This window comes from Flagellimonas hymeniacidonis (assembly GCF_008040165.1).
GTDB classification, from domain to species: Bacteria; Bacteroidota; Bacteroidia; order Flavobacteriales; family Flavobacteriaceae; genus Flagellimonas; species Flagellimonas hymeniacidonis.
The window spans coordinates 233,872-255,454 of sequence record NZ_VRUR01000002.1 but is presented as its reverse complement, the minus strand read 5'-3'; the positions used below and the strand labels follow the sequence as shown (position 1 = coordinate 255,454).

Here is a 21,583-nt window from a genome sequence, read left to right as displayed (position 1 = left end):
AAAAAGGAAAAATTGCCAACAGCATACCCTAGTTTGGGAATATCCTTATTGATTTTGTATTTATTTATCTGTACGCATTAATGCGCATAGTTGTTATATTCAAGTTAAACCCTCGTGAATAAAGCTAAGAAAATATTTTTCCAGGTTGCCTTAGTTATTGGCCTCTCTCTATCAGCACAGGAACTTCCCCCAATTCAGAATTATTCTCCTTCCGATTACAAAGCCGAAAATCAAAATTGGGCCATCTCTCAATCCAAAAACAAAGTAGTTTATGTTGCCAATAGTAAAGGGCTTTTAGAGTACAATGGTGCGGAATGGGCGCTTTTTCCATCACCAGATGAGACCATTATGAGGTCAGTAAAAGTAGTGGGCAATAAGATTTATACAGGTAGTTATATGGAATTTGGCTATTGGCAAAAAGATGATCTTGGAATGCTCAACTATACCTCATTATCTACAAAGCTGAAAAAAGACCTGTTGGAAGATGAGGAGTTCTGGGGTATTCTCGATATGGGTCAATGGATTGTTTTTCAGTCTTTGAATCGAATCTACATTTATAATGTAACTGACCATTCAGTAAATGTTATTGATTCCGAAACATCGCTGTTCAAAATATTCAAGGTGGATCAAACTATTTATTTTCAGAGCATAAATCAAGGAATATTCAAAATTGAAAATGGTAGAAAAATCTTGGTCTTTGATGACGAAGTTGTTAAAAAAGATGAGGTTATAAATATATTCCCAAGGGAAAATGACCTTTTAATTTTAACACGACACAATGGTTTCTATACTGCCCAAGGCCAGTCGTTGAACAAATGGAATATAAGTGCAGATGTATTGTTATCTGATGTTAGTATCTACAGTGCGCTCCTATTGCAAGACAAAAGCTTTGTTTTGGGGACCATTTCCCATGGTTTGGTTCATATTGATCAAAATGGGACCCTACTCTACCATATAGATCAAATAAAAGGATTGCGAAACAATACGGTACTATCATTATTTGAGGACGCTGACAATAACCTTTGGCTTGGATTGGATAATGGAATAAGCTACATCAACCTTAGATCCCCTTTTAAGGTGTACCATGATAACCGAGGTGTTGCCGGAAGTGTGTATACCGCTGCGCTTAAGGATAACATTTTGTATTTGGGAACAAATCAAGGGCTTTTTTATAAAGATATTGCATTGGATGTTGATTTTAAATTCATCCAAGGTACACAAGGTCAAGTGTGGTCTTTGAACACCATTGGAGAAACCTTGTTCTGTGGTCACCATACTGGGACATTTATTATTGATGGAAATAAGGCCAAAAAGATTGCCGGCATTCAAGGCACTTGGAAGGTAAGCCGCTTAAACGATAGTGATAATTATCTGCTACAAGGAAATTACGATGGCTTATATATTTTAGAAAAGTTGGATGGGTTTTGGCAACTTAAGAATAAGATTGAAGGATTTAACCACTCCTCCAGATATTTTGAAACATACCATGATGACATTTTTGTCAATCATGAATACAAAGGTGTATTTAGGATAGAAGTGGACAGCGCATTTTCCAAAGTGCAAAATGTTACGATTGATACACTGATTCGTGGTTCTAATTCTGGAATCATAAAATACAAAGATGATTTACTATACTCGTATAAAAAAGGGATTCTAAAATATGACCGTGATAGCAAGAAATTTGTCAAAGACTCACTGCTAAGCAAAGTCTATACCCAAGATGATTATGTTTCTGGCAAAATGATTGTGGATAATAAAAGTGATTATTTGTGGGTGTTTACAAACTCAAATGTTCACTTTATCTCAGAAGGGAAACTAGCAAGCACACCTATTATTAACTCGCTTCCCTTAACCGAAAACATAAGAAGTGGCATCGTAGGGTACGAAAGTGCAACGGGACTCGAGGAGGATGGGAAATATTTATTTGGCACTAGCTCAGGGTTCATTACAGTTGATATCGATGATTATCGAGAAAGGGAATTCGATGTTAACCTAGGAAATATTAGAAAAGGGGGTAAAAATGAACATAAAAGTGAAAAAAACTTACTGAGCAAAACGCTCAAAGGAAACTTTAAAAATCATGAAAACAACCTTCAAATATCCTTTTACGCTGCTGCTTTCAGCAAATATTTAAAACCCAATTACCAATTTCAGCTTTTGGGTATTTATCCAGAATGGAGTAATTGGTCGCAGCAGTCATTCACCACATTTGAAAACCTTCCATTTGGCGACTATACTTTTAAGGTTAGGGCAAAAATTGGCGATAAGCTATCAAGCAATATTGCCAGCTATAATTTTAAAATAAACAGGCCATGGTACTTCTCCAACCTATTGTTGGGTCTTTATGCGTTTGCCTTCATTTTGGGATCAATTCTTATTCACAACTCGTACAGGCGTTATTATCACAAACGTCAAAAAAAATTGATAGAAAAAAACAAGCGTGAAATGGAATTGGCGAAGGCCCAAAATGAAAAAGAAATCATTAAAATTAAAAACGAGCAGCTTAAAGAAGAATTTAAAAGCAAGAGCAATGAATTGGCTGCTTCTACCTTAAGCATCATTAAAAAGAATGAATTGTTGTCTAAAGTTAAGGAACAACTCCTATCCAATGTAGAGGACAAAAGCTCTGTAAGACCAATCATTAATATTATTGATAAAAGCCTAAATCAAAATGATGATTGGGAACTGTTCAAAGAAGCATTTAACAATGCAGACCGAAAATTCTTGAAAAAACTAAAAAAGGCGCACCCAAATCTTTCCCCTAACGACATACGCCTGTGTGCCTATTTGCGTCTTAATTTATCCTCGAAAGAAATAGCTCCTCTGCTCAATATATCGGCACGTAGTGTTGAAATAAAAAGGTACCGACTTCGTAAAAAAATGGACTTATCGCATGATGACAACCTAGTCAACTACATTCTTAAACTGTAATTTCTTTACAGAAAGTCCAATTTACCTCAACAATACCTATACAAACTCAAATTTTGGCTTAGAGTAGGAATATTCACATGGTCCTGGAAGCCCTGTAAAATCAGTGTATTTATCAATATATCAAAAAAAACATTCTTTTTTTAGCATGTATATTTTTTGTTGAGGTCTTTTTTAAGGACTTCGCATTTTTTTAAGATAAGTTTAACCGTTCGCAAAAAAAGGAAGTTCCCCATTTCTTCAAAAGTTTTGTTTTACCGAAACGACATACCACATTTTCTTTTTAGCAAACATCAAACTAAAACTAAACATTACTATGAAAAACAATTTACTGAGATTACTACTCTTATTGTTTACGACCGGTATCTACGCCCAAGCCGATAAGGTTTCCATTGTAAACAATGATGACGGAACTAAATTGGTGGTCAATGGAAAGGATTTTATGATGAACGGGATGAATTGGGATTATATTCCAATTGGCACCAATACAGTGAACGCGGCGTTCTGGAAAAAACCAGATGACATCATCAAGGCAGGTCTTGACACTGAAATGTCCCTCCTGAAAAACATGGGGGTCAATGTTATTCGCCAATATACTGGCGTCCCCGCAAAATGGATACAGTATATCTATGAGAACTATGGCATCTACACCATGCTTAATCATTCGTTTGGTCGCTACGGATTAACATTAAATGGCGTATGGACTCCAGTTACCATTTATGATGACCCTACAACTGTGGAGTTTTTAATGTCCGAAATGGAAGAGTTGGTCAAGGGTTATAAAGACACACCAGGACTCCTACTCTATTTATTGGGTAATGAAAATAACTATGGATTATTCTGGGCAGGAGCAGAAACTGAAGATTTTCCAGACGATGAAGGAAGAATAAATTTTATAGGTGAAAGTCGAGGAAGACCTATGTATCGATTGATGAATGAAGCCGCTAAAAAAATGAAGGCTATGGATTCTTCACATCCTGTAGCTATTTGTAATGGTGATGTGCTGTTCATTGATATCGTTGCAGAAGAATGTAAAGATGTGGATATCTATGGAACCAATACCTATCGAGGGGCTTCTTTTGGAGACATGTTTGAAGTAGTAAAAGAAAAATTGAACAAGCCAGTGATGTTCACCGAGTTTGGAGCTGATGCTTTTAATGCTATTGAAAACAAGGAGGATCAATATTCACAGGCATACTATATGGTAGAAAACTGGAAAGAGATCTATGAAAATGCCGCTGGTCTAGGAAAAGCTAACAATTCAATTGGAGGTTTCACTTTCCAATTTAGTGATGGTTGGTGGAAATTTGGTTTTGATGATAGAAAAAATGCCGATGTGCATGATAACAACGCCTCATGGTCCAATGGTGGATATGCGAGAGATCTCGCCGCCCCAGGAGCAAATAACATGAACGAGGAATGGTTTGGAATTTGTGCCAAAGGCGCTACCAACCCTAGAGGGCTATACGACCTTTATCCAAGGGCAGCCTATTATGCACTAAAAGATGCGCATCAATTAAATCCATATGAAGAAGGTGTAAATCTAGATTTTGTAACCAATCATTTTAAGAACATACAGTTAATGGATGCTGTGCTTAAGGCACGGGGTGATAAAGCAGCATTAAATGGAGAGCAAAGTAACCTGCTTCGCATCAGCAACCTTCAAGCAAAGTTCTCAACCTTCAGTACTGGAGGTAGTTTAATTACGACTCCGGATACTCCTGACCCGGACGACCCTAACACCTTTCCAAATCAGTTAGGATTCGATCACATGCAGTCGTATTTTATTGGAGTAGAAGGAAACCCTGCACCTAACATGAGAGCAGAGGTAAATATGAATGTTGTTGGTAATGTGGCGCGAAACCCAATCAATGAGATTTTTTATGAGAATAACTCCCGTCCTATTGATGTGAGTACTGACCAAGGAGACGTAATTGTTTCGGATGTAAATAGAATTCGGGTATATCAAGCAGAGTTTGAATGGAACGCCAAAGAATTTGATCTAAAAGGCTTCTATAGAACAGGTCATTATCATTGGGGTTATGAAGGTGACTTTTTTGGATTGTATCCAGAGGCCAACTATGGCCCTAACCTTGATATTTACAATGGTGAAATATTAGGAATGGAAATTGACGGAAAGGGCCCTTTAAAAGGATTGAAAGCGGCTATTGGTCCTCAATTATGGTGGGGTGCAAACCCTACAATGCTTTTCAAGTACAAAAAACATATTGGGAAATTTGATGTAACCGGTATTTACCATAGAGACTTTGAAACCAATCTGGTTTTTGATGAAAATGGACGTCGGGTCTTGGATGCAAATCAAGTACGAAGTGGTGTAATCCCATTTTGGCCGACCGAAAGGGCCACATTGGCTATTGAAAGGGAGTTCGGCAAATTTGGAGTTATGCTGGGAGGAATTTGGGCTGGAAGCCCTTTGAACGGTACCTCATTTCAAGATGTTAGGGGTACGCCTGGAAATTATGTTGTTTTTGAAGATAGGATTCAATCAAGTGATAACTGGGGCGGTAAAGCTAAGCTTACTTACGAAGGTGGAAAATTCAATTGGTACGGTCAAGGGGCAATTATGGGACTTGCCGCCAATGGTGGTGCTGACCAAACGATGACTTTTACCGGTTGGAAATTAAGGGATACTGGAAGTGGTAATGTAACCAGTGTATTTTCTGGATTTACCATAGCCGCAGGAAATTTTCAAATTGCTCCCAATTTCATGTGGCAAAAACCATTGGTAGAGGCTATGCCACAAGATGTGCAGGGCCCTGGTAGGTTAAGAAACAATCTTGATGATCCCTTTTCCGTTCGAGCTAACAGAGAAACCACTGCCGGTGAGATTCTCTTGACTTTCGACCCTACCCCGGGTACTTGGATGTACGAGTGGGATAATGATAGGTCAGAAGATGCTAAGTTCGCTATGAACTTAGGGTTTGTATACCGCCACCTTCCTACGACCATTGATTCACATATTGGTTTCAACGCCGACAGGACCTTCTTTGCTTTCCCAAATTCGGTTCCCGCTGAAGATTTATGGGAAGTCCATTCCAGAATGGTATCCAAACTTGGTTCGGATTTCGGTTTAATTGGAAATTTCTACTATGGCAACGGGCAAGCTAACGGAGATAGTGATCGATTGATAAAACGTTTTGGCGGAGATGTCCGAATGCTCTATAAGAAATGGAAAGTACAGTACACACAAAAAATCAACGATTGGGGACCATTTGATTACCATCGAGATTTTAACTTAACATACCCTGTGCAACTGATGTTGGATATCTCTACAACTCTTGGCAAACCAGACTGGTTTATTTTGCCAAGTACACAAATAGGAATCCGTGGTACATGGAGGTCATTAAATGAGTTTTCACCACGTTATTTGCCAAACGCGGTACCGCCCAACACTTTTTCACAAGAACCTATTGTAAGTCCAGTTGGATTTGGTAATGGTAACGAGTGGGAGATTATGACTTACGTACATATCAATATCGGGAAATAAAAAGATTGAAAAATGAAAAATAAAAAATATACCAACATACATTTTATACTTCTTCTGACCTTGGGCATTGCGCTTTTCAGTAGTTGTGAAAGAGACTTTTCAGATGATGTGGAATTTGCCACATTTTCTGCCAATGGAGACATTTTTACAGATGCTCCTGTAGGACTTACGGATGAGTTCTTTGATTCTTTTGATCCAAATGAAGGTGCTAATCCCGAAGGCTTTGGTACTGATGATAACGTGGCTTTTGAAGGGTCATCTTCTATACGAATTGATGTGCCCGCTCCAGATGACCCTGATGGTGGATTTATTGGAGGTATTTTCCTGGATCGTGGTGCTGGTAGGGACTTAACAGGTTTTGATGCCTTGACCTTCTATGTTAAAGGTTCTACTACCGCTACCATAGGGGAAGTAGGCTTTGGAACCGATTTTGGTCAAAACAAATTTGCAGTAACTGCCCAGAACATACGGTTATCTACCGATTGGCGAAAAATTATCATTCCTATTCCAGATCCGTCAAAATTGATACAGGAAAGAGGAATGTTCTTTTTCTCTGCAGGGACGCAAACTACCGGTGGTTTTGGGTATACTTTTTGGATAGATGAGTTACGTTTTGAAAAATTGGGAACGATAGCGCAACCAAGCCCTGCTATTTTAAACGGGGTGGATGTTGTACAACAGGCCTTTACCGGGTCCAACCTCTTGGTTAATGGGTTGACTCAGACCTTTAATTTGGAATCTGGGATTAACCAAACAGTAATTGCGGCACCATCCTATTTCGATTTTAATTCTTCGGATAATTCCGTGGCCATTGTGAACGAACTCGGTCAAGTTTCGGTCATTGGCACAGGTACTGCAAATATTACTGCACAGTTGGTAGGGGTTCGTGCTTCGGGCTCCTTGGAAGTTACCTCTGCTGGTAGTTTAGCTTTAGCTCCGACCCCAACAAGGCCGGCAGCCAACGTAAAATCAATTTTCAGTGAGGCGTATACAGCGGATACATCCAGCAATTTTGCTCCCGGTTTTGGAGGGTCTACTACAGAAACTGTTATAACAAACAACAATGGTGACAATGTGTTGGCTTATACCAACAACAACTTTACGGGAATCATTTTCGATAACACTGTTGATGCTTCCGGTTTAACCTTCATGCATGTAGATGTATATGTGCAAGAGGGTGGAACTGAAGTCGGACTTCAAATCAGGGACGCGGGAGCCAATCAAATGATTGAAACAGATGTCAATACAGGAAACCCAATTGGTGACGATGTCGACCTTAGGTTTGATCTAACTGGATTGACTGTTGGCCAATGGACCTCTTTTGATATCCCTCTTGATGGAGACTTAACTGCTCAAAGGGACAATCTGGGCGGCCTAATACTAGTCGGCGGTCCAAACTTCATATTTGATAACATTTATTTCTATACCGAATAATGAGATCATTTAATCAACATCGAAAAAAAATGATTATGAACATGAAATATTTTAAAATTAACACAATACAATCGACAGTTCTAAAATGCCTTATCATTATGGCGGTATGGACTATTTCCGGTTGTTCAACAGACGAAACTCAGACAGTGGCAACTTTTACAAATTTAGTGTTAGACGAAAACTTTGATACTGACGGAGCACCAAACAGCCAAGTTTGGGGTTTCGATATCGGAACTGGAGAAAATGGATGGGGCAACCAAGAATTACAATACTATACCGATCGTCCTGACAATGTAACGATACAAAACGGAATATTGTTAATTACCGCTCGACAAGAATCTTTTGAAAATTCCCAATATACCTCAGCAAGGTTATTGACAAAAGATAAGTTTGAGCAACAGTATGGGCGTTTCGAAGCACGTATTCGTTTGCCTTTTGGACAGGGTATCTGGCCTGCTTTTTGGATGCTTGGGGCGGACATAGACGAAAATCCCTGGCCTGGAGCTGGAGAAATCGATATCATGGAATATAGAGGACAAAATCCTACTGTTTTGATAGGTAGCGTACATGGTCCTGGTTACTCCGGCGGAGAAGCAATTTCCAAAGAGTATACGTTGGAGAACGACCGATTTGATACAGGCTTCCACATCTTCGGAATTGAATGGGGTCCTGAGTTTGTGAATTTTTACGTAGACGATGTATTGTACAATCAAATTACTCCTGAAGATGTAACTGGAGAATGGGTCTTCAATAAGCCATTCTATATTCTAATGAATCTTGCTGTTGGAGGCACTTTTGTAGGGTCTCCAAACGCTGAAACCGAATTCCCGCAAACCATGTTGGTGGACTATGTGAGGGTATATAAAAATAACGCAGATTAAACTAACTAAAACGAAAAAGATTATGAAACTATTACTCAAAAATATCAAGATACTATCCGTATTGATCTTGGCAATATCCTTTCTGGGATGTGAAGAAGATGACGAGGGAAATTCCCTGCCAGAGGTGGTTGCGGGCTTTACACAGACTATTATTCAAGATTCAGGTACGGTATCCTTTATTAACATATCTGAAAATGCCCAAAATTTTGAATGGGATTTTGGAGATGGCACCTCTTCTACCGAAATAGATCCTATAAAAACCTATACTTCGGGCACATATACCGTTACACTTACCGCATCTAATGTTGCCGGTGCTTCAAGTACTTTTGAAGATGAACTGACTATTACTATACCGGATCCTCCTACGCCGCTCACATTGCCCATTGATTTTGATGGCACCAATGTGGATTATGATATCATTGTAGGTGACAACATCGGATTTACGGTAGAGACTAACCCCGAAAATGGCAATGGAAACGACACCAATGTTGGACAAATGGTAACCGGTGGTGGTCAATTCCAAAATGTGCAATTCCCTTTAGGACCAGCAGTGGACTTTAGTGGTGCTAACAAGACTATTCAATTGGAGTTATTCGCATCCACAGAAATCGCTGTTTTGATCAAGTTTGAGGATGGTGCAGATGGAGCGCGCGATGTAGAGGTCGGGGCTACCCATACCGGTTCGGGGTGGGAAACTTTAAGTTTTGACTTTGCCGCTGATGCAGTAGCCAGCTTTATAGAAGGTGATTCCCAAAACGGCCAACCTATTGTTCCAGATGGTCAATATGGTAAATTGATATTGTTCATTGGCTTCAATACAAACCCAGGAGTTGAGGGTACTTTCTTTGTAGATAACATTGAACAGGTGGGGGCCGGTACCGGCGGTGGAACCTGCACAGCGGAAACGGAAGAATCTATTTCCGCAACAGATCTGAACATCACCTGGCAGACCAATACACCGGCCGTGACAGAGGATAATGTAACTTTTGCTTGGGTGGACAATCCTGACTTTGACGGTCCAGTGAACACCTCATGCAAAGTTGGACAGGTAACAAGGGCCAACAACTCTCCATTTGACAACCTTCAAATCGATTTGGCCGATAAATTCGACTTCAATGCAGTTGAGGGACTACGAATGAAAGTATGGTCCCCTGTTCCCAACACCCCAATTTTATTGAAATTGGAAGAGATCGGGAATTCTGGCAACTTTGTTGAAGTAACAGCTACAACCAGTGTAACGAGTGATTGGGAAGAACTTACTTTCGATTTTCCTTCCACACCGACGCCACAGTTCGATAAGATGGTGATCTTCTTCAACTTCAACGTGGCCGATGGCAGTACGTACTATTTCGATGACCTGATGGTCTATGGCACCCCAGGTGGTGGCGGAACCTGTACCCCCGAAACCGAAGAATCCATAGCTGCTGCAGATTTGAACATTACCTGGCAGACCAACACACCGGCTGTGATAGAGGACAATGCTTCTTTCACATGGATTGATAACCCAGACTTTGACGGTCCGGTGAACACCTCGTGTAAAGTAGGTCAAGTGGTAAGGGCAAACAATTCCCCGTTCGACAACATTCAAATCGACCTGGCCGCCAAGTTGGACTTTAACGCGGTCGAGGGATTAAAGATGAAGGTTTGGTCACCAGTTCCGAATACCCCAATATTGCTGAAATTGGAAGAGATCGGGAATTCTGGCAACTTTGTTGAAGTAACAGCTACAACCAGTGTAACGAGTGATTGGGAAGAACTTACTTTCGATTTTCCTTCCACACCGACGCCACAGTTCGATAAGATGGTGATCTTCTTCAACTTCAACGTGGCCGATGGCAGTACGTACTATTTCGATGACCTGATGGTCTATGGTACACCTAGCGGGGGTGCTTGTGTTCCCGAAACCGGAGAATCCACAGCTGCTGCAGATTTGAACATTACCTGGCAGACCAACACACCTGCCGTGATAGAGGACAATGCTTCTTTCACATGGATTGATAACCCAGACTTTGATGGTCCGGTGAACACCTCGTGTAAAGTAGGTCAAGTGGTAAGGGCAAACAATTCCCCGTTCGATAATATCCAAATCGACCTGGCCGCCAAGTTGGACTTTAACGCAGTCGAAGGTTTAAGAATGAAGGTTTGGTCCCCTGTTCCGAATACCCCAGTATTGCTGAAATTGGAAGAGATCGGCAATTCCGGCAACTTTGCGGAGGTTCTGGCGACCACGAGTGTCACCAACGATTGGGAAGAACTGACCTTTGATTTTGATGCGACACCGACACCACAGTTCGATAAGATGGTGATTTTCTTCAACTTCAACGTGGCCGATGGCAGTACATACTATTTCGATGATCTGATGGTCTATGGCACACCTAGCAGTGGTCCTACACCATTATCCTCTCTACCAGCAGATTTTGAAAGTGGAGAAGAGTTTGGAGGTGTTTTTGAGCCAGCAAGTGTCAACGGTTCTATTACTTCTAATACCGTTTCAGGGGGAATCAATACTTCATCTAACGTTTACACATTTAACAAGCCTTCAGGAACTGAGTTTTATGGCGGAATGGAAAATGTTTTTGCTACGCCATTGGATATGACTACAACAAGAACATTTAAGGTTAAAGTGTATTCAACTAAGGCCAATGTAGTGTTTCAGTTCGAATTGCAATCCAGACCTAATCCTGGAAGCATTCCAAATTACAGCTTACAGCAAACAGTCACAAACGCAAATGAATGGGTGGAATTAACCTTTGATTTTGGAGCTGTAGTCCCTGTGGATTTCAACCCAAACATCTACAACTCTATAGTTATAATACCTGATTTTGATACCGGAAATCAACCGACATCTTCATCAGAAACCTATTATATAGATGATGTAATTCTTGAATAAAAAAGCATTCCAACTATGAATAGAGAAAAAAGGCTAGCATCAAGCAAATTTTTTGCTAGCCTTTTTTTAACCAATTCCATTGTACAGGCCAATAGATTTTGGACACTGTTATAAACTGAAAAGTTTGAAGGAATAGGTACGATTACAACAACAATTGTTGAGGTCAAAGAAGCAGCTTTAAGATGGATTCAAAATCTTTAACCATTAGTATTAAACTACTGATAATTTGTATCTGCTGCTTATCATCTTGTAAAGAACAACAGATGGACAAAGAAAATAGTGCTGATTTAATTATAGAGCAGAAAATAGATTCTTTACTGGCATTGATGACCTTGCAAGAAAAAATTGGTCAAATGACCCAGGTGAGGCATTTTGATGACATTGAAGAGAATGACATTGCAACAAAATTTATCGGTTCTGTTATACATACGCAAGGCCCTTTGCCCGGAAATGGCGCTGCCGAGTGGCAAGCCAAATTCGCAAAATTACAAGAGCTAGCACTGTCCACTAGATTGGGAATTCCGTTATTATTTGGCGTTGACGCAGTACATGGTCAAAACACCTATGAGGGAGCTACTATATTCCCACACAACATTGGTTTAGGTGCAACCCGAAATGCAAAATTAGTTGAGCGCGCCGCTGAAATAACCGCAATTGAATCGCAAGCTACAGGCTTTAATTGGGTTTTCTCTCCCTGTATCGCCATCCCCTATAATGAAAAATGGGGAAGGGTATATGAGGCCTTTTCAGAAAACACAGAATTAACAGAAATGCTCACCAAAGCTTCTGTCAAAGGACTGCAAGGAACATTATCTGACAAGCATACGGTTATGGCAACCGCCAAGCATTTTATTGGTGATGGAGCAACAGATCATGGTATGGAAGGCGGAGATTCCTCACTGAGTCCAGAAGAAGTACAAGAAAGATTACTGCCTCCCTATAAAGTTGCTGTAGACGAGGGTGTTGGTTCAGTCATGGCATCATTTAATTCTATGTCTGGACATCCAATGCACGCACATAAGCCTTTAATCACGGATATGCTGAAAGGCGCTATGGGGTTTGATGGAATCATGGTGTCTGATTGGAAAGGCTATTCAAGATTTGGTGAAAATGATGTGATCAATGCAGGTGTAGATGTTATCATGGCTGTTGAAGGTGATTTGGAAATGTATTTGGAAGGCTTAAAAAATGGTGTTGAAAGTGGTCATGTAAGCCAAGAACGGATTGATGATGCAGTACGCCGAATATTACGCCAAAAATATAGATTGGGTGTTTTCGAGAACCCTTTTCCCGATGCTACCTTAATCGACAAAATTGGAATCCAGGAACATAGGGATATAGCAAGACAAGCGGTTAGAGAGTCGCTGGTACTATTAAAGAACGATAAAAACACACTCCCAATAGACAAGAACTTGCGTAAGATTGTTGTGGTTGGTGAGCATGCCAATAATGCTGGCTTACAGTCGGGAGGCTGGACCATAAATTGGCAAGGTTCTACTGAAAATTATGCAGGTGCCACTACTATTTTGCAAGGGATTGAAAAAATGGCAACGGGAAAAGTTGTTTATGATGCAGATGCCACAGGAAATCACGATGATGCAGACATTGCCATTATCGTTGTAGGGGAAACTCCCTATGCCGAAGCCTTCGGTGATATTGGAGGTGAAATTGATACATATGAATTAACGCTTACCCAAGCACATCAAAATTATGTTAATGCATATGCAGATAAAGGAATTAAAGTAGTCGTGCTACTTGTGTCCGGACGTCCGTTAGTGACTACCAAACAAATTGAGCAATCGGATGCTTTTGTTGCAGCTTGGTTACTGGGTTCGGAAGGTGATGGTGTTGCCGAGGTGCTATTTGGCGATTATAGTTTTAAAGGAAAGTTACCCCATTCTTGGCCAAAATCTGTTGAAGATTATAAAGGGAAATATGGGCCAAATTTTTGGGACGATACTAGTACACCTTTGTTTTCCTATGGATTTGGGTTACAGTAATGACATTTCAAAAAATAGGATACATGTACATGCAGATTTATTGAAATAATCAAAAAAAGTGCTATGAAATCAATATTAAAAATAATAGTTACAGCAATGGTTTTAATAGCGAACCATTCATGTAAAGAAAAATCAATCAAAACAGAAGAAAATCAACCCCAAACAAAAAAAGAAGTGACAGCTAAAGATATTTTAGGCAATCCTGATTATTTGGCCATATCCTATGGAGGGTATAGGGCAGCTACCCGTGACGTTCAGCCTACCATAAAGGAGTTAAAAGAGGATATGAAGATATTGTCTGCAATGGGCATTAAAATTTTGCGGACCTATAATGTGCAATTGCAACAAGCTTCCAACTTGCTGAAAGCAATTAGTGAGCTAAAGAGGGAGGACTCCAATTTTGAAATGTATGTTATGCTTGGTGCATGGATAGATTGCAAAAATGCATGGACTGGGGAAACTCCGGACCACGATGTTGAAAGCGAGCAAAATGAAGGAGAAATTGCAAGAGCAGTGGCCTTAGCAAATCAATACCCAGATATTGTAAAAATTATTGCGGTGGGCAATGAAGCCATGGTAAAATGGGCAACCAGTTATTATGTGCAACCTAGTGTTATCTTAAAATGGGTGAATCATCTTCAAGAATTGAAGAAAAATGGAGAACTTCCAAAGGATTTATGGATTACAAGTTCGGACGACTTTGCTTCTTGGGGAGGTGGAGAGGAAAGCTATCATACCGAAGACCTTGAAAGCCTAATAAAGGCTGTGGATTACATTTCCATGCACACTTATGCATACCACAATTCACATTATAATCCTGAGTTTTGGGGGGTTCCAGATGAGGAAGAGGAGCTTTCAGATATCGAAAAAATAGATGCCGCAATGCTTCGTGCAAAAGAATTTGCCAAGTCGCAGTACAAAGCAGTATCAGAGTATGCAAAAAGTTTAGGTGTTGACAAACCCATTCATATTGGTGAAACAGGATGGGCAACCATTTCAAATGGTCATTATGGCCCTACAGGTTCAAAAGCCACCGATGAATACAAAGAAGCTGCCTACCACAATCATATTCGTGAGTGGACAAATACCAATGGTATTTCTTGCTTCTACTTTGAAGCTTTTAATGAACGATGGAAAGATGCCCATAACCAGCAAGGTTCTGAGAATCATTTTGGTTTGATCACCATAGATGGCAAGGCAAAATACGCCCTATGGGATATGGTAGATCAAGGGATTTTTAATGGCCTGACAAGAAATGGAAAACCAATCACCAAAACCTATAATGGTGATAAGGAAGCCTTGATGAATGATGTGCTAGTTCCCCCATTGAAAAGAGAACAGGCTGTGGCGGAGTAAGAAAGAACTCCAATGAAGTGGAAAAATTGAACACAATGAAAACGTTTAACAAATTTAATTGCATAGTGGCATTAACCGTGGTACTCGGCGCTTGTAGCGTAGACAACAAATTAGAAATTGAGGTATATGAAACTTCAGCAGATGGGAATAAATTAAAAGCTGTAACAGCATTTGAAGGGGAAGGAGTTGCTTCACAACTCAAATTACTTCCAGAGCAAAATTTTCAAACCATCACTGGATTTGGGGGTTCATTTACAGAAGCTTCAGCATACCTATTGAATCAACTGAGCAAAGAAAATCGTAAAAAAATAATTGATGCTTACTTTGGAAATGAAGGAGCAAGATACTCCTTGACCAGAACGCATATGAACTCTTGCGACTTCTCTGTGAGCAATTATTCCTACGCACCGGTTGAAGGAGATACCGAATTAAAACATTTTTCTATTGAAGAAGATCGGGATGATATCATTCCATTTATTAAAGAGGCCATGGCCACATCCAAAGACGGCTTTAAGATTCTGGCCTCCCCTTGGACAGCGCCACCATGGATGAAAGACAATAACGATTGGAGAGGTGGTAAATTATTGCCAGAATATTACGATACATGGGCGCTGTTCTTTTCAAAATACCTAGATGCCTATAAATTGGAAGGTATTGATATTTGGGGATTCACGGTAGAAAATGAACCCTTAGGCAACAATAACAACTGGGAGAGCATGCATTACAGCCCACAAGAGATGACAGATTTTGTAAAACATCATCTAGGCCCTAAGTTGGAAGCTGATGATCATGACGTAAAAATATTGGGGTACGACCAAAATAGAGGTGAGGAATTAGAAGAATGGGTCAAAGTAATGTTCCAAGACGAAGCCTCTTCTAAATATTTTGACGGCACTGCAATTCATTGGTATGCGAGCACCTACGACTGGTTTCCAGAATCATTGCAATTTGCCCACAATGCAGCTCCTACCAAACATCTAATCCAATCAGAGGCATGCGTAGATGCAGAAGTTCCTAAATGGAAGGATGACCAATGGTATTGGTCCAAAGAGGCTACAGACTGGGGATGGGATTGGGCTCCAGAACATGAAAAACACCTTCACCCGAAATACGCGCCGGTGTATCGCTATGCTCGCGATATTATTGGTTGCCTTAACAATTGGGTAGATGGTTGGATAGATTGGAATATGGTTTTGGATACACAAGGAGGGCCAAACTGGTTTAAAAACTGGTGTGTGGCACCCGTAATTGTAGATCCTGAAAAAGACGAAGTATACTTTACACCAATATACCACACCTTAGCTCACTTTAGTAAATTTATAAGACCAAGAGCCGTAAGAATTGGATTTGAAAATTCCGATCATTCATTAATGGCCACTGCTGCTAAAAATCCAGATGGTTCAATAGTCGTAGTGCTCTTAAATCAAGATACTAAGGCCAAGAATTTCGAGCTCATTATGGGAGAGCGTACGCAACACATATCCATAAGTGCACAAGCCATACAAACCGTGGTCGTAAAAAAACCAACTAATACTAACTAAAACAAAACGATTATGTCAATTGTAAAAACAGCTAAAAAAGATAGAGTCCCTTTTGGGCAAAAAGCAGCCTTTGGAGCAGGTCATTTGGTTTTGAACCTATATCCAGGGGCCTTAGGGTTTTTTATGTTCTTCTTGCTCACTGCTTTTGGCATGGATCCTTTTTTGGCAGGGCTTTTAGGTGGATTACCTCGATTTTTTGATGCGGTTACTGATCCAATTATGGGATTCATTTCAGATAATACCAGTTCTAAATGGGGTAGAAGGAGACCATATATCTTTGTTGGAGGCATTTTAAGTGCCATTACATTTGTTCTGCTTTGGCAACTTGATGAAAACAATTCGGCAGACTACAATTTTTGGTACTTCTTAATTATGTCTATGGTTTTTCTTATTGGAAACACCATGTTTGCAACACCTTTGGTTGGTTTGGGCTATGAAATGACTTCAGATTACAACGAACGAACGCGTTTAATGGCGTTTTCACAAACAGTTGGTCTATTGGCTTGGGTAATTGTACCTTGGTTTTGGGTAATCATTGCAGACCCAGATTTTTTTAGTAATCAAGCTGAAGGGGTAAGAACCATGGCAATTTATGTTGGTGTAGCTTGTTTGCTTCTAGGCCTTTTGCCAGCTATTTTTTGTAGAGGTATTGATGCTTCTCATATGGGAAATAGAAAAAAACTAACCCTTACCTCCGTATTTAGTAATTTAAAAGATTTATTCATCAGCATAAAAGAGGCTGTAAAGAATAAACCCTTTATGAAATTATGCGGTGCTACCTTTTTAGTATTTAACGGTTACCAAATAGTAGCATCTTTCAGTTTTTTTATTTTTGTTTTTTACATTTTTAACGGTAGTTATGAAGCTACTTCCACGTGGCCTGCCTGGTTTAGTTCTGTTGGAGCTTTGGTTTCAGCATTTCTAGTGATTCCAATTGTGTCAAAAATGGCAACAAAATGGGGTAAAAAGAAAGCTTTTATTATTTCAACGGCCCTTTCTATAATTGGATATGCTATGAAGTGGTGGGCTTTTACTCCCGACAATATTTGGCTTTCTTTTATTCCAATTCCTTTAATGTCATTTGGTTTAGGAAGTTTATTCACTCTAATGATGAGTATGACCGCTGATGTTTGTGATTTAGATGAACTGGTTAATGGTATGCCAAGAAAGGAAGGAACTTTTGGAGCATTATATTGGTGGGTTGTAAAACTTGGACAAGGATTGGCTCTAGTTTTAGGGGGCCTAGTATTAAAGGTAATAGGGTTTGACGGAAACGCAGCTACCCAGTCAGTTGATACTTTAACAAAGTTGCGTATCGCCGATATAGTTATACCTATAGTGACGGCTGCTTTGGCTATTTGGATTATGTGGAAATACAGCCTGTCTGAAGAAAGAGCAAAAGACATTAAAGCTCAATTGGAAGAAAGAAGAGGCGTGTTATAACAATGTTGAATTGTTAAATGAATTTATATAACTAAAAAAATAATAAAATGTCAACCAAAATAGTAATACTAATAATAGGAGTCTTATTTATCTTGATTGCGCTGCTCGCAAGTAAAAAAGGTAGTTCTAAGCTAGGAATACCTTTAGGAATCCTTGGTGTTTTAATGATGATCTACGGGAGTTATTCGTCAGATTTAGTCAATTATAATAGCCAAATTGAACAAGTCTCTATAGGAAAAAAGTTAAAGATTGACGGACCGGTTAATGCCGTAAAAGTTGTTTCTCCAATAGATAAAGATTCTGTGGATTGTCGGATTCTAACAATGGGAGTTTATCCCGAATCCCATAAAAAGGATATTTGGGTAATTATTAGACCCACTGATGATAGATATTATCCACAATCTGACCATACTAATACTTCCTACAAAAGAGAAGGCGAATGGCAGGTCGTTACCCGTTTTGGTGGAGACAAGGGAGAGGCCTATGATTTGATTATTTATGAAGCAGATGCTACCGCCTCATCATTTTTTAGTTCCACCATAGAAAAATGGAAAGAAGCAGATGACTACCCGGGTTTAAAGCTAGAAGAAATACCTGCTGGAGCCAAGGAAGTGGAGCGCCTTAAGATTTATTCAAGGAAAAACTGTAGAGGAGTTTTTTAGTACATACCGCACTAAGGATGAATCTATTGAGAAATTAAAGCTGAATTCGTAAAACGTAGAGGTGAACTTTAAGCTAAATTTGAACAAACCTAATAATACAATATAACAGAACATTATGTCGTCATCAAGAAAAGAAAAGTTTTTGGCACTAGCTGCCCTTGATTATGCAGGCAAAACTACAAGCGAACTGGAAAGTCTTTGCAAAGGGGTTTTGGAACAAGGAATGCATGGATTATGTTTTAGTCCTTATATGGAAGGTCAAAAACCAGGAGATCAGATTTCCGAAGATCAAATACGTAGGCGGATGGAAATCATAAAGCCCTATACCAAATGGATTCGTTCTTTTTCTTGCACTGAAGGGAATGAGGCCATTCCTCGCATTGCACAAGAATACGGCATTAAAAGCATGGTAGGTGCTTGGTTAGGTGATGACCCAAAAGTTAACAAGCAGGAAATTGAAAATCTTATTCAACTTGGTAAAGAAGGATATGTTGATATTGCTGCTGTGGGTAACGAAGTAATGCTACGTGGGGACCTAAATGAAGATGAGCTTCTTGATTTCATGAGTCAAGTGAAACAGGCGCTCCCCAATATTCCGGTAGGGTATGTTGACGCCTATTACGAGTTTACAGAGCGTGAAAGAATAACCGAGGCTTGTGACATTATTTTAGCCAATTGTTATCCTTTTTGGGAAGGCTGCGATATGGATTATTCCTTGTTATACATGAAGGATATGTATCAAAGAGTACTTAAGGCTGCCAATGGCAAAAAAGTGATTATTTCCGAAACGGGTTGGCCTACTCAAGGTTCCAGTCTTGAAGGCGCATTCCCATCACATGAAAACACCTTAAAATATTTTATGAATACCCAAAAATGGGCCGCTGAAGACGATATTGAGGTATTCTACTTCTCTTCTTTTGATGAATCTTGGAAAGTTGGTGCCGAAGGTGATGTTGGAGCGTATTGGGGTCTTTGGGACAAAAATGAACTGCTAAAATTCTAGGTGATATAAACCGTTTTTGCTGTAAAGAGGCTATACAATTTCCGCGCTAAGCCCAGCCTGGAGCAATCGAGAGCATCTGGGTTTCAAATCGGTATATTCGCCGGTCTTAACCGTACACTTGCCATTATAATGTACAATTAAAGAGCATTGTTCAGCCTGTTCCGGAGTATGTTCGCAAACACTAATCAATGTTTCAATAACATGGTCAAAAGTATTTACATCATCATTAAAAAGGACAATTTCGCTCTGCTTTGCGGTTACCTCTTCTACAAGTAATTCTTCTGATACTTTTTCCTTGGTTCCCATGATAATGGAATTATTGAATTCTAATTTACATATTTTACCGAAATCCAATTATTCTTTTCCAGTTTTTTTTCAAATTTCAAATTATATGCTTCACATTTTGAGGAAATTGCATCTAAATCCTGCAAATAAAACCCGCTTAAAAAAAGGAGTCCTCCAGAATTTAGGCAATTTGCGTAGACCGGAATATCCTCTAACAAAATGTTCCTGTTGATATTAGCTATGATAATATCATACTTTTTGCCTTTCAAAAGACCGCTATCGCCTTGATACACCTGAATGGATCCACAGTTATTTCTTTCAATATTCTCCTTGGAATTCAAAAAACACCATTCGTCAATGTCGATGGCATCTGTAGCACCAGCACCCTTCATTTTGGCTAAAATTGCTAAAACCCCGGTACCACAGCCCATATCCAACACAGATTTTCCTTCAAAATTCGTATCCAGAATGTGTTGTAACATCATATATGTGGTCTCATGGTGGCCTGTGCCAAAACTCATTTTAGGTTCGATGATAATATCATATTCCACATCCTCAGCATCATGAAAAGGAGCTCTCACCACACACCTATCATCGACTTTAATGGGATGAAAATTCTTTTCCCACTCAGCATTCCAGTTTTGTTGTTCAATCTCTTTGCTTGACCAGAAAATTTTAAAATCAGTGTTTTGTGTTATGAGCAAGTCATCCAAAATATCTTCTTTCCAATCTATTTTTTGAATATAAGCCAATAATCCTGATTCATTTTCAACAAAACTTTCAAAACCGGCGTCACCCAACTCGGCAATCAAGATATCCGTTGCAGGTTGTTTTGGAACTATGTTGAAGTGATATTCAATATAAATCAAAATTGGTATTGTATGTTAAATTGCCTTAATAATTGCAGTAAAATCATCCGCTTTTAAAGATGCTCCTCCTATAAGCCCACCGTCAACATCTGGTTTTGAAAATATCTCTACCGCATTTGATGGTTTTACACTCCCTCCATATAAAATGGAAACTTCTTCGGCGATGGATGTAGAATATGCCTCAGCAATAGTTTTTCGTATGAAAGCATGCATTTCCTGGGCTTGCTCTGGGCTTGCGGTTTCTCCTGTTCCAATGGCCCAAACGGGTTCATATGCCAAGACAATATTATTCCAAGCACTATTATCCAAATCAAACAGTGCATTTTTTAATTGACTCTCTACAACCGCAAAATGATTTCCGGATTTTCTGTCTTCAAGTTCTTCTCCAAAACAGAAAATAACGGTCATTCCCTTATCCAAGGCAGTTTTAGTTTTTTTAGCCAACAAATCATCTGTTTCCCCAAAAAGTGAACGGCGCTCTGAATGCCCAATAATTACGGTATCCACTTCAATATTTAAAAGCATATCTGCAGAAATTTCGCCGGTATACGCACCACTTTCTGCAAAATGCATGTTTTGGGCCGCTACTTTTATCGCAGATGATTGCAAGCTTGTTTGGGCGGCAACCAGATTCAGAAATGTTGGGGCTACAATCACCTCTGCATGTGTATCGGGCAGTTTTGCAGATAACTCTGACAACAACGCTTCCGTTTCATCAAGATTCTTGTTCATTTTCCAGTTTCCAGCAACTATTTTGGTTCTCATGGTATTGGTTTTTTTGAT

At 39.6% G+C, this 21,583-nt stretch carries 14 protein-coding genes; 11 read left to right on the top strand and 3 right to left on the bottom strand.

Translation table 11 applies throughout. The features are described 5' to 3' along the window. The first annotated feature begins 114 nt into the window (after positions 1–114). The 11 genes from FVB32_RS10040 to FVB32_RS09990 all read left to right on the top strand — a co-directional run bounded on the left by FVB32_RS10040 (position 115) and on the right by FVB32_RS09990 (position 19,646). The gene (locus FVB32_RS10040) at positions 115–2,931 is read left to right on the top strand and encodes a helix-turn-helix and ligand-binding sensor domain-containing protein (RefSeq protein WP_147743665.1); all 2,817 of its coding nucleotides are present in this window, start codon (positions 115–117) and stop codon (positions 2,929–2,931) included. A 313-nt stretch (positions 2,932–3,244) separates the two neighbouring features. Then, positions 3,245–6,436 (top strand): glycoside hydrolase family 2 TIM barrel-domain containing protein, encoded by a 3,192-nt coding sequence (locus FVB32_RS10035; RefSeq protein ID WP_147743664.1) that lies wholly within the window; start codon positions 3,245–3,247, stop codon positions 6,434–6,436. A gap of 12 nt (positions 6,437–6,448) precedes the next feature. Beyond that, on the top strand, positions 6,449–7,870 hold the full coding sequence (locus tag FVB32_RS10030) for a glycosyl hydrolase family 16 (RefSeq protein ID WP_147743663.1): 1,422 nt from the start codon (positions 6,449–6,451) through the stop codon (positions 7,868–7,870). 98 nt (positions 7,871–7,968) lie between these two features. Further along, positions 7,969–8,751 carry a glycoside hydrolase family 16 protein gene (locus FVB32_RS10025; protein WP_246139864.1) on the top strand — a complete coding sequence of 261 codons (783 nt, stop codon included), beginning with the start codon at positions 7,969–7,971 and terminating at the stop codon, positions 8,749–8,751. Positions 8,752–8,773: 22 nt separating this feature from the next. After that, entirely contained in the window at positions 8,774–11,641 is a 2,868-nt protein-coding gene (locus tag FVB32_RS10020; protein WP_147743662.1) for a PKD domain-containing protein, read from the top strand. 263 nt (positions 11,642–11,904) lie between these two features. Continuing rightward, positions 11,905–13,641, top strand: coding sequence for a glycoside hydrolase family 3 protein (locus FVB32_RS10015; RefSeq protein WP_147743661.1), 1,737 nt, complete (start codon positions 11,905–11,907; stop codon positions 13,639–13,641). A 63-nt stretch (positions 13,642–13,704) separates the two neighbouring features. Next, positions 13,705–14,997: a glycosyl hydrolase family 17 protein gene (locus tag FVB32_RS10010; RefSeq protein WP_147743660.1), complete on the top strand. Its 1,293-nt coding sequence runs from the start codon at positions 13,705–13,707 to the stop codon at positions 14,995–14,997. 35 nt (positions 14,998–15,032) lie between these two features. Beyond that, the gene (locus FVB32_RS10005) at positions 15,033–16,538 is read left to right on the top strand and encodes a glycoside hydrolase family 30 protein (RefSeq protein WP_147743659.1); all 1,506 of its coding nucleotides are present in this window, start codon (positions 15,033–15,035) and stop codon (positions 16,536–16,538) included. 12 nt (positions 16,539–16,550) lie between these two features. After that, positions 16,551–17,981, top strand: a complete 1,431-nt coding sequence (locus FVB32_RS10000) for an MFS transporter (protein WP_147743658.1) — start codon at positions 16,551–16,553, stop codon at positions 17,979–17,981. A gap of 47 nt (positions 17,982–18,028) precedes the next feature. After that, a complete protein-coding gene (locus FVB32_RS09995) occupies positions 18,029–18,643 on the top strand; it encodes a hypothetical protein (RefSeq protein WP_147743657.1) in 615 nt (204 codons plus the stop codon). 115 nt (positions 18,644–18,758) lie between these two features. Beyond that, entirely contained in the window at positions 18,759–19,646 is an 888-nt protein-coding gene (locus FVB32_RS09990; RefSeq protein ID WP_147743656.1) for a glycoside hydrolase family 17 protein, read from the top strand. 30 nt (positions 19,647–19,676) lie between these two features. Here FVB32_RS09990 and FVB32_RS09985 read toward each other — a convergent pair whose 3' ends face one another. Genes FVB32_RS09985 through tpiA form a run of 3 tightly spaced genes read right to left on the bottom strand, consistent with a single transcriptional unit; the run spans position 19,677 to position 21,565 of the window. Then, positions 19,677–19,952 carry an ATP-dependent Clp protease adaptor ClpS gene (locus FVB32_RS09985; protein WP_147743655.1) on the bottom strand — a complete coding sequence of 92 codons (276 nt, stop codon included), beginning with the start codon at positions 19,950–19,952 and terminating at the stop codon, positions 19,677–19,679. A gap of 20 nt (positions 19,953–19,972) precedes the next feature. Further along, positions 19,973–20,809, bottom strand: coding sequence for a 50S ribosomal protein L11 methyltransferase (gene prmA / locus FVB32_RS09980; RefSeq protein ID WP_147743654.1), 837 nt, complete (start codon positions 20,807–20,809; stop codon positions 19,973–19,975). A gap of 6 nt (positions 20,810–20,815) precedes the next feature. Next, entirely contained in the window at positions 20,816–21,565 is a 750-nt protein-coding gene (gene tpiA, locus FVB32_RS09975; RefSeq protein WP_147743653.1) for a triose-phosphate isomerase, read from the bottom strand. Positions 21,566–21,583 lie beyond the last annotated feature (18 nt).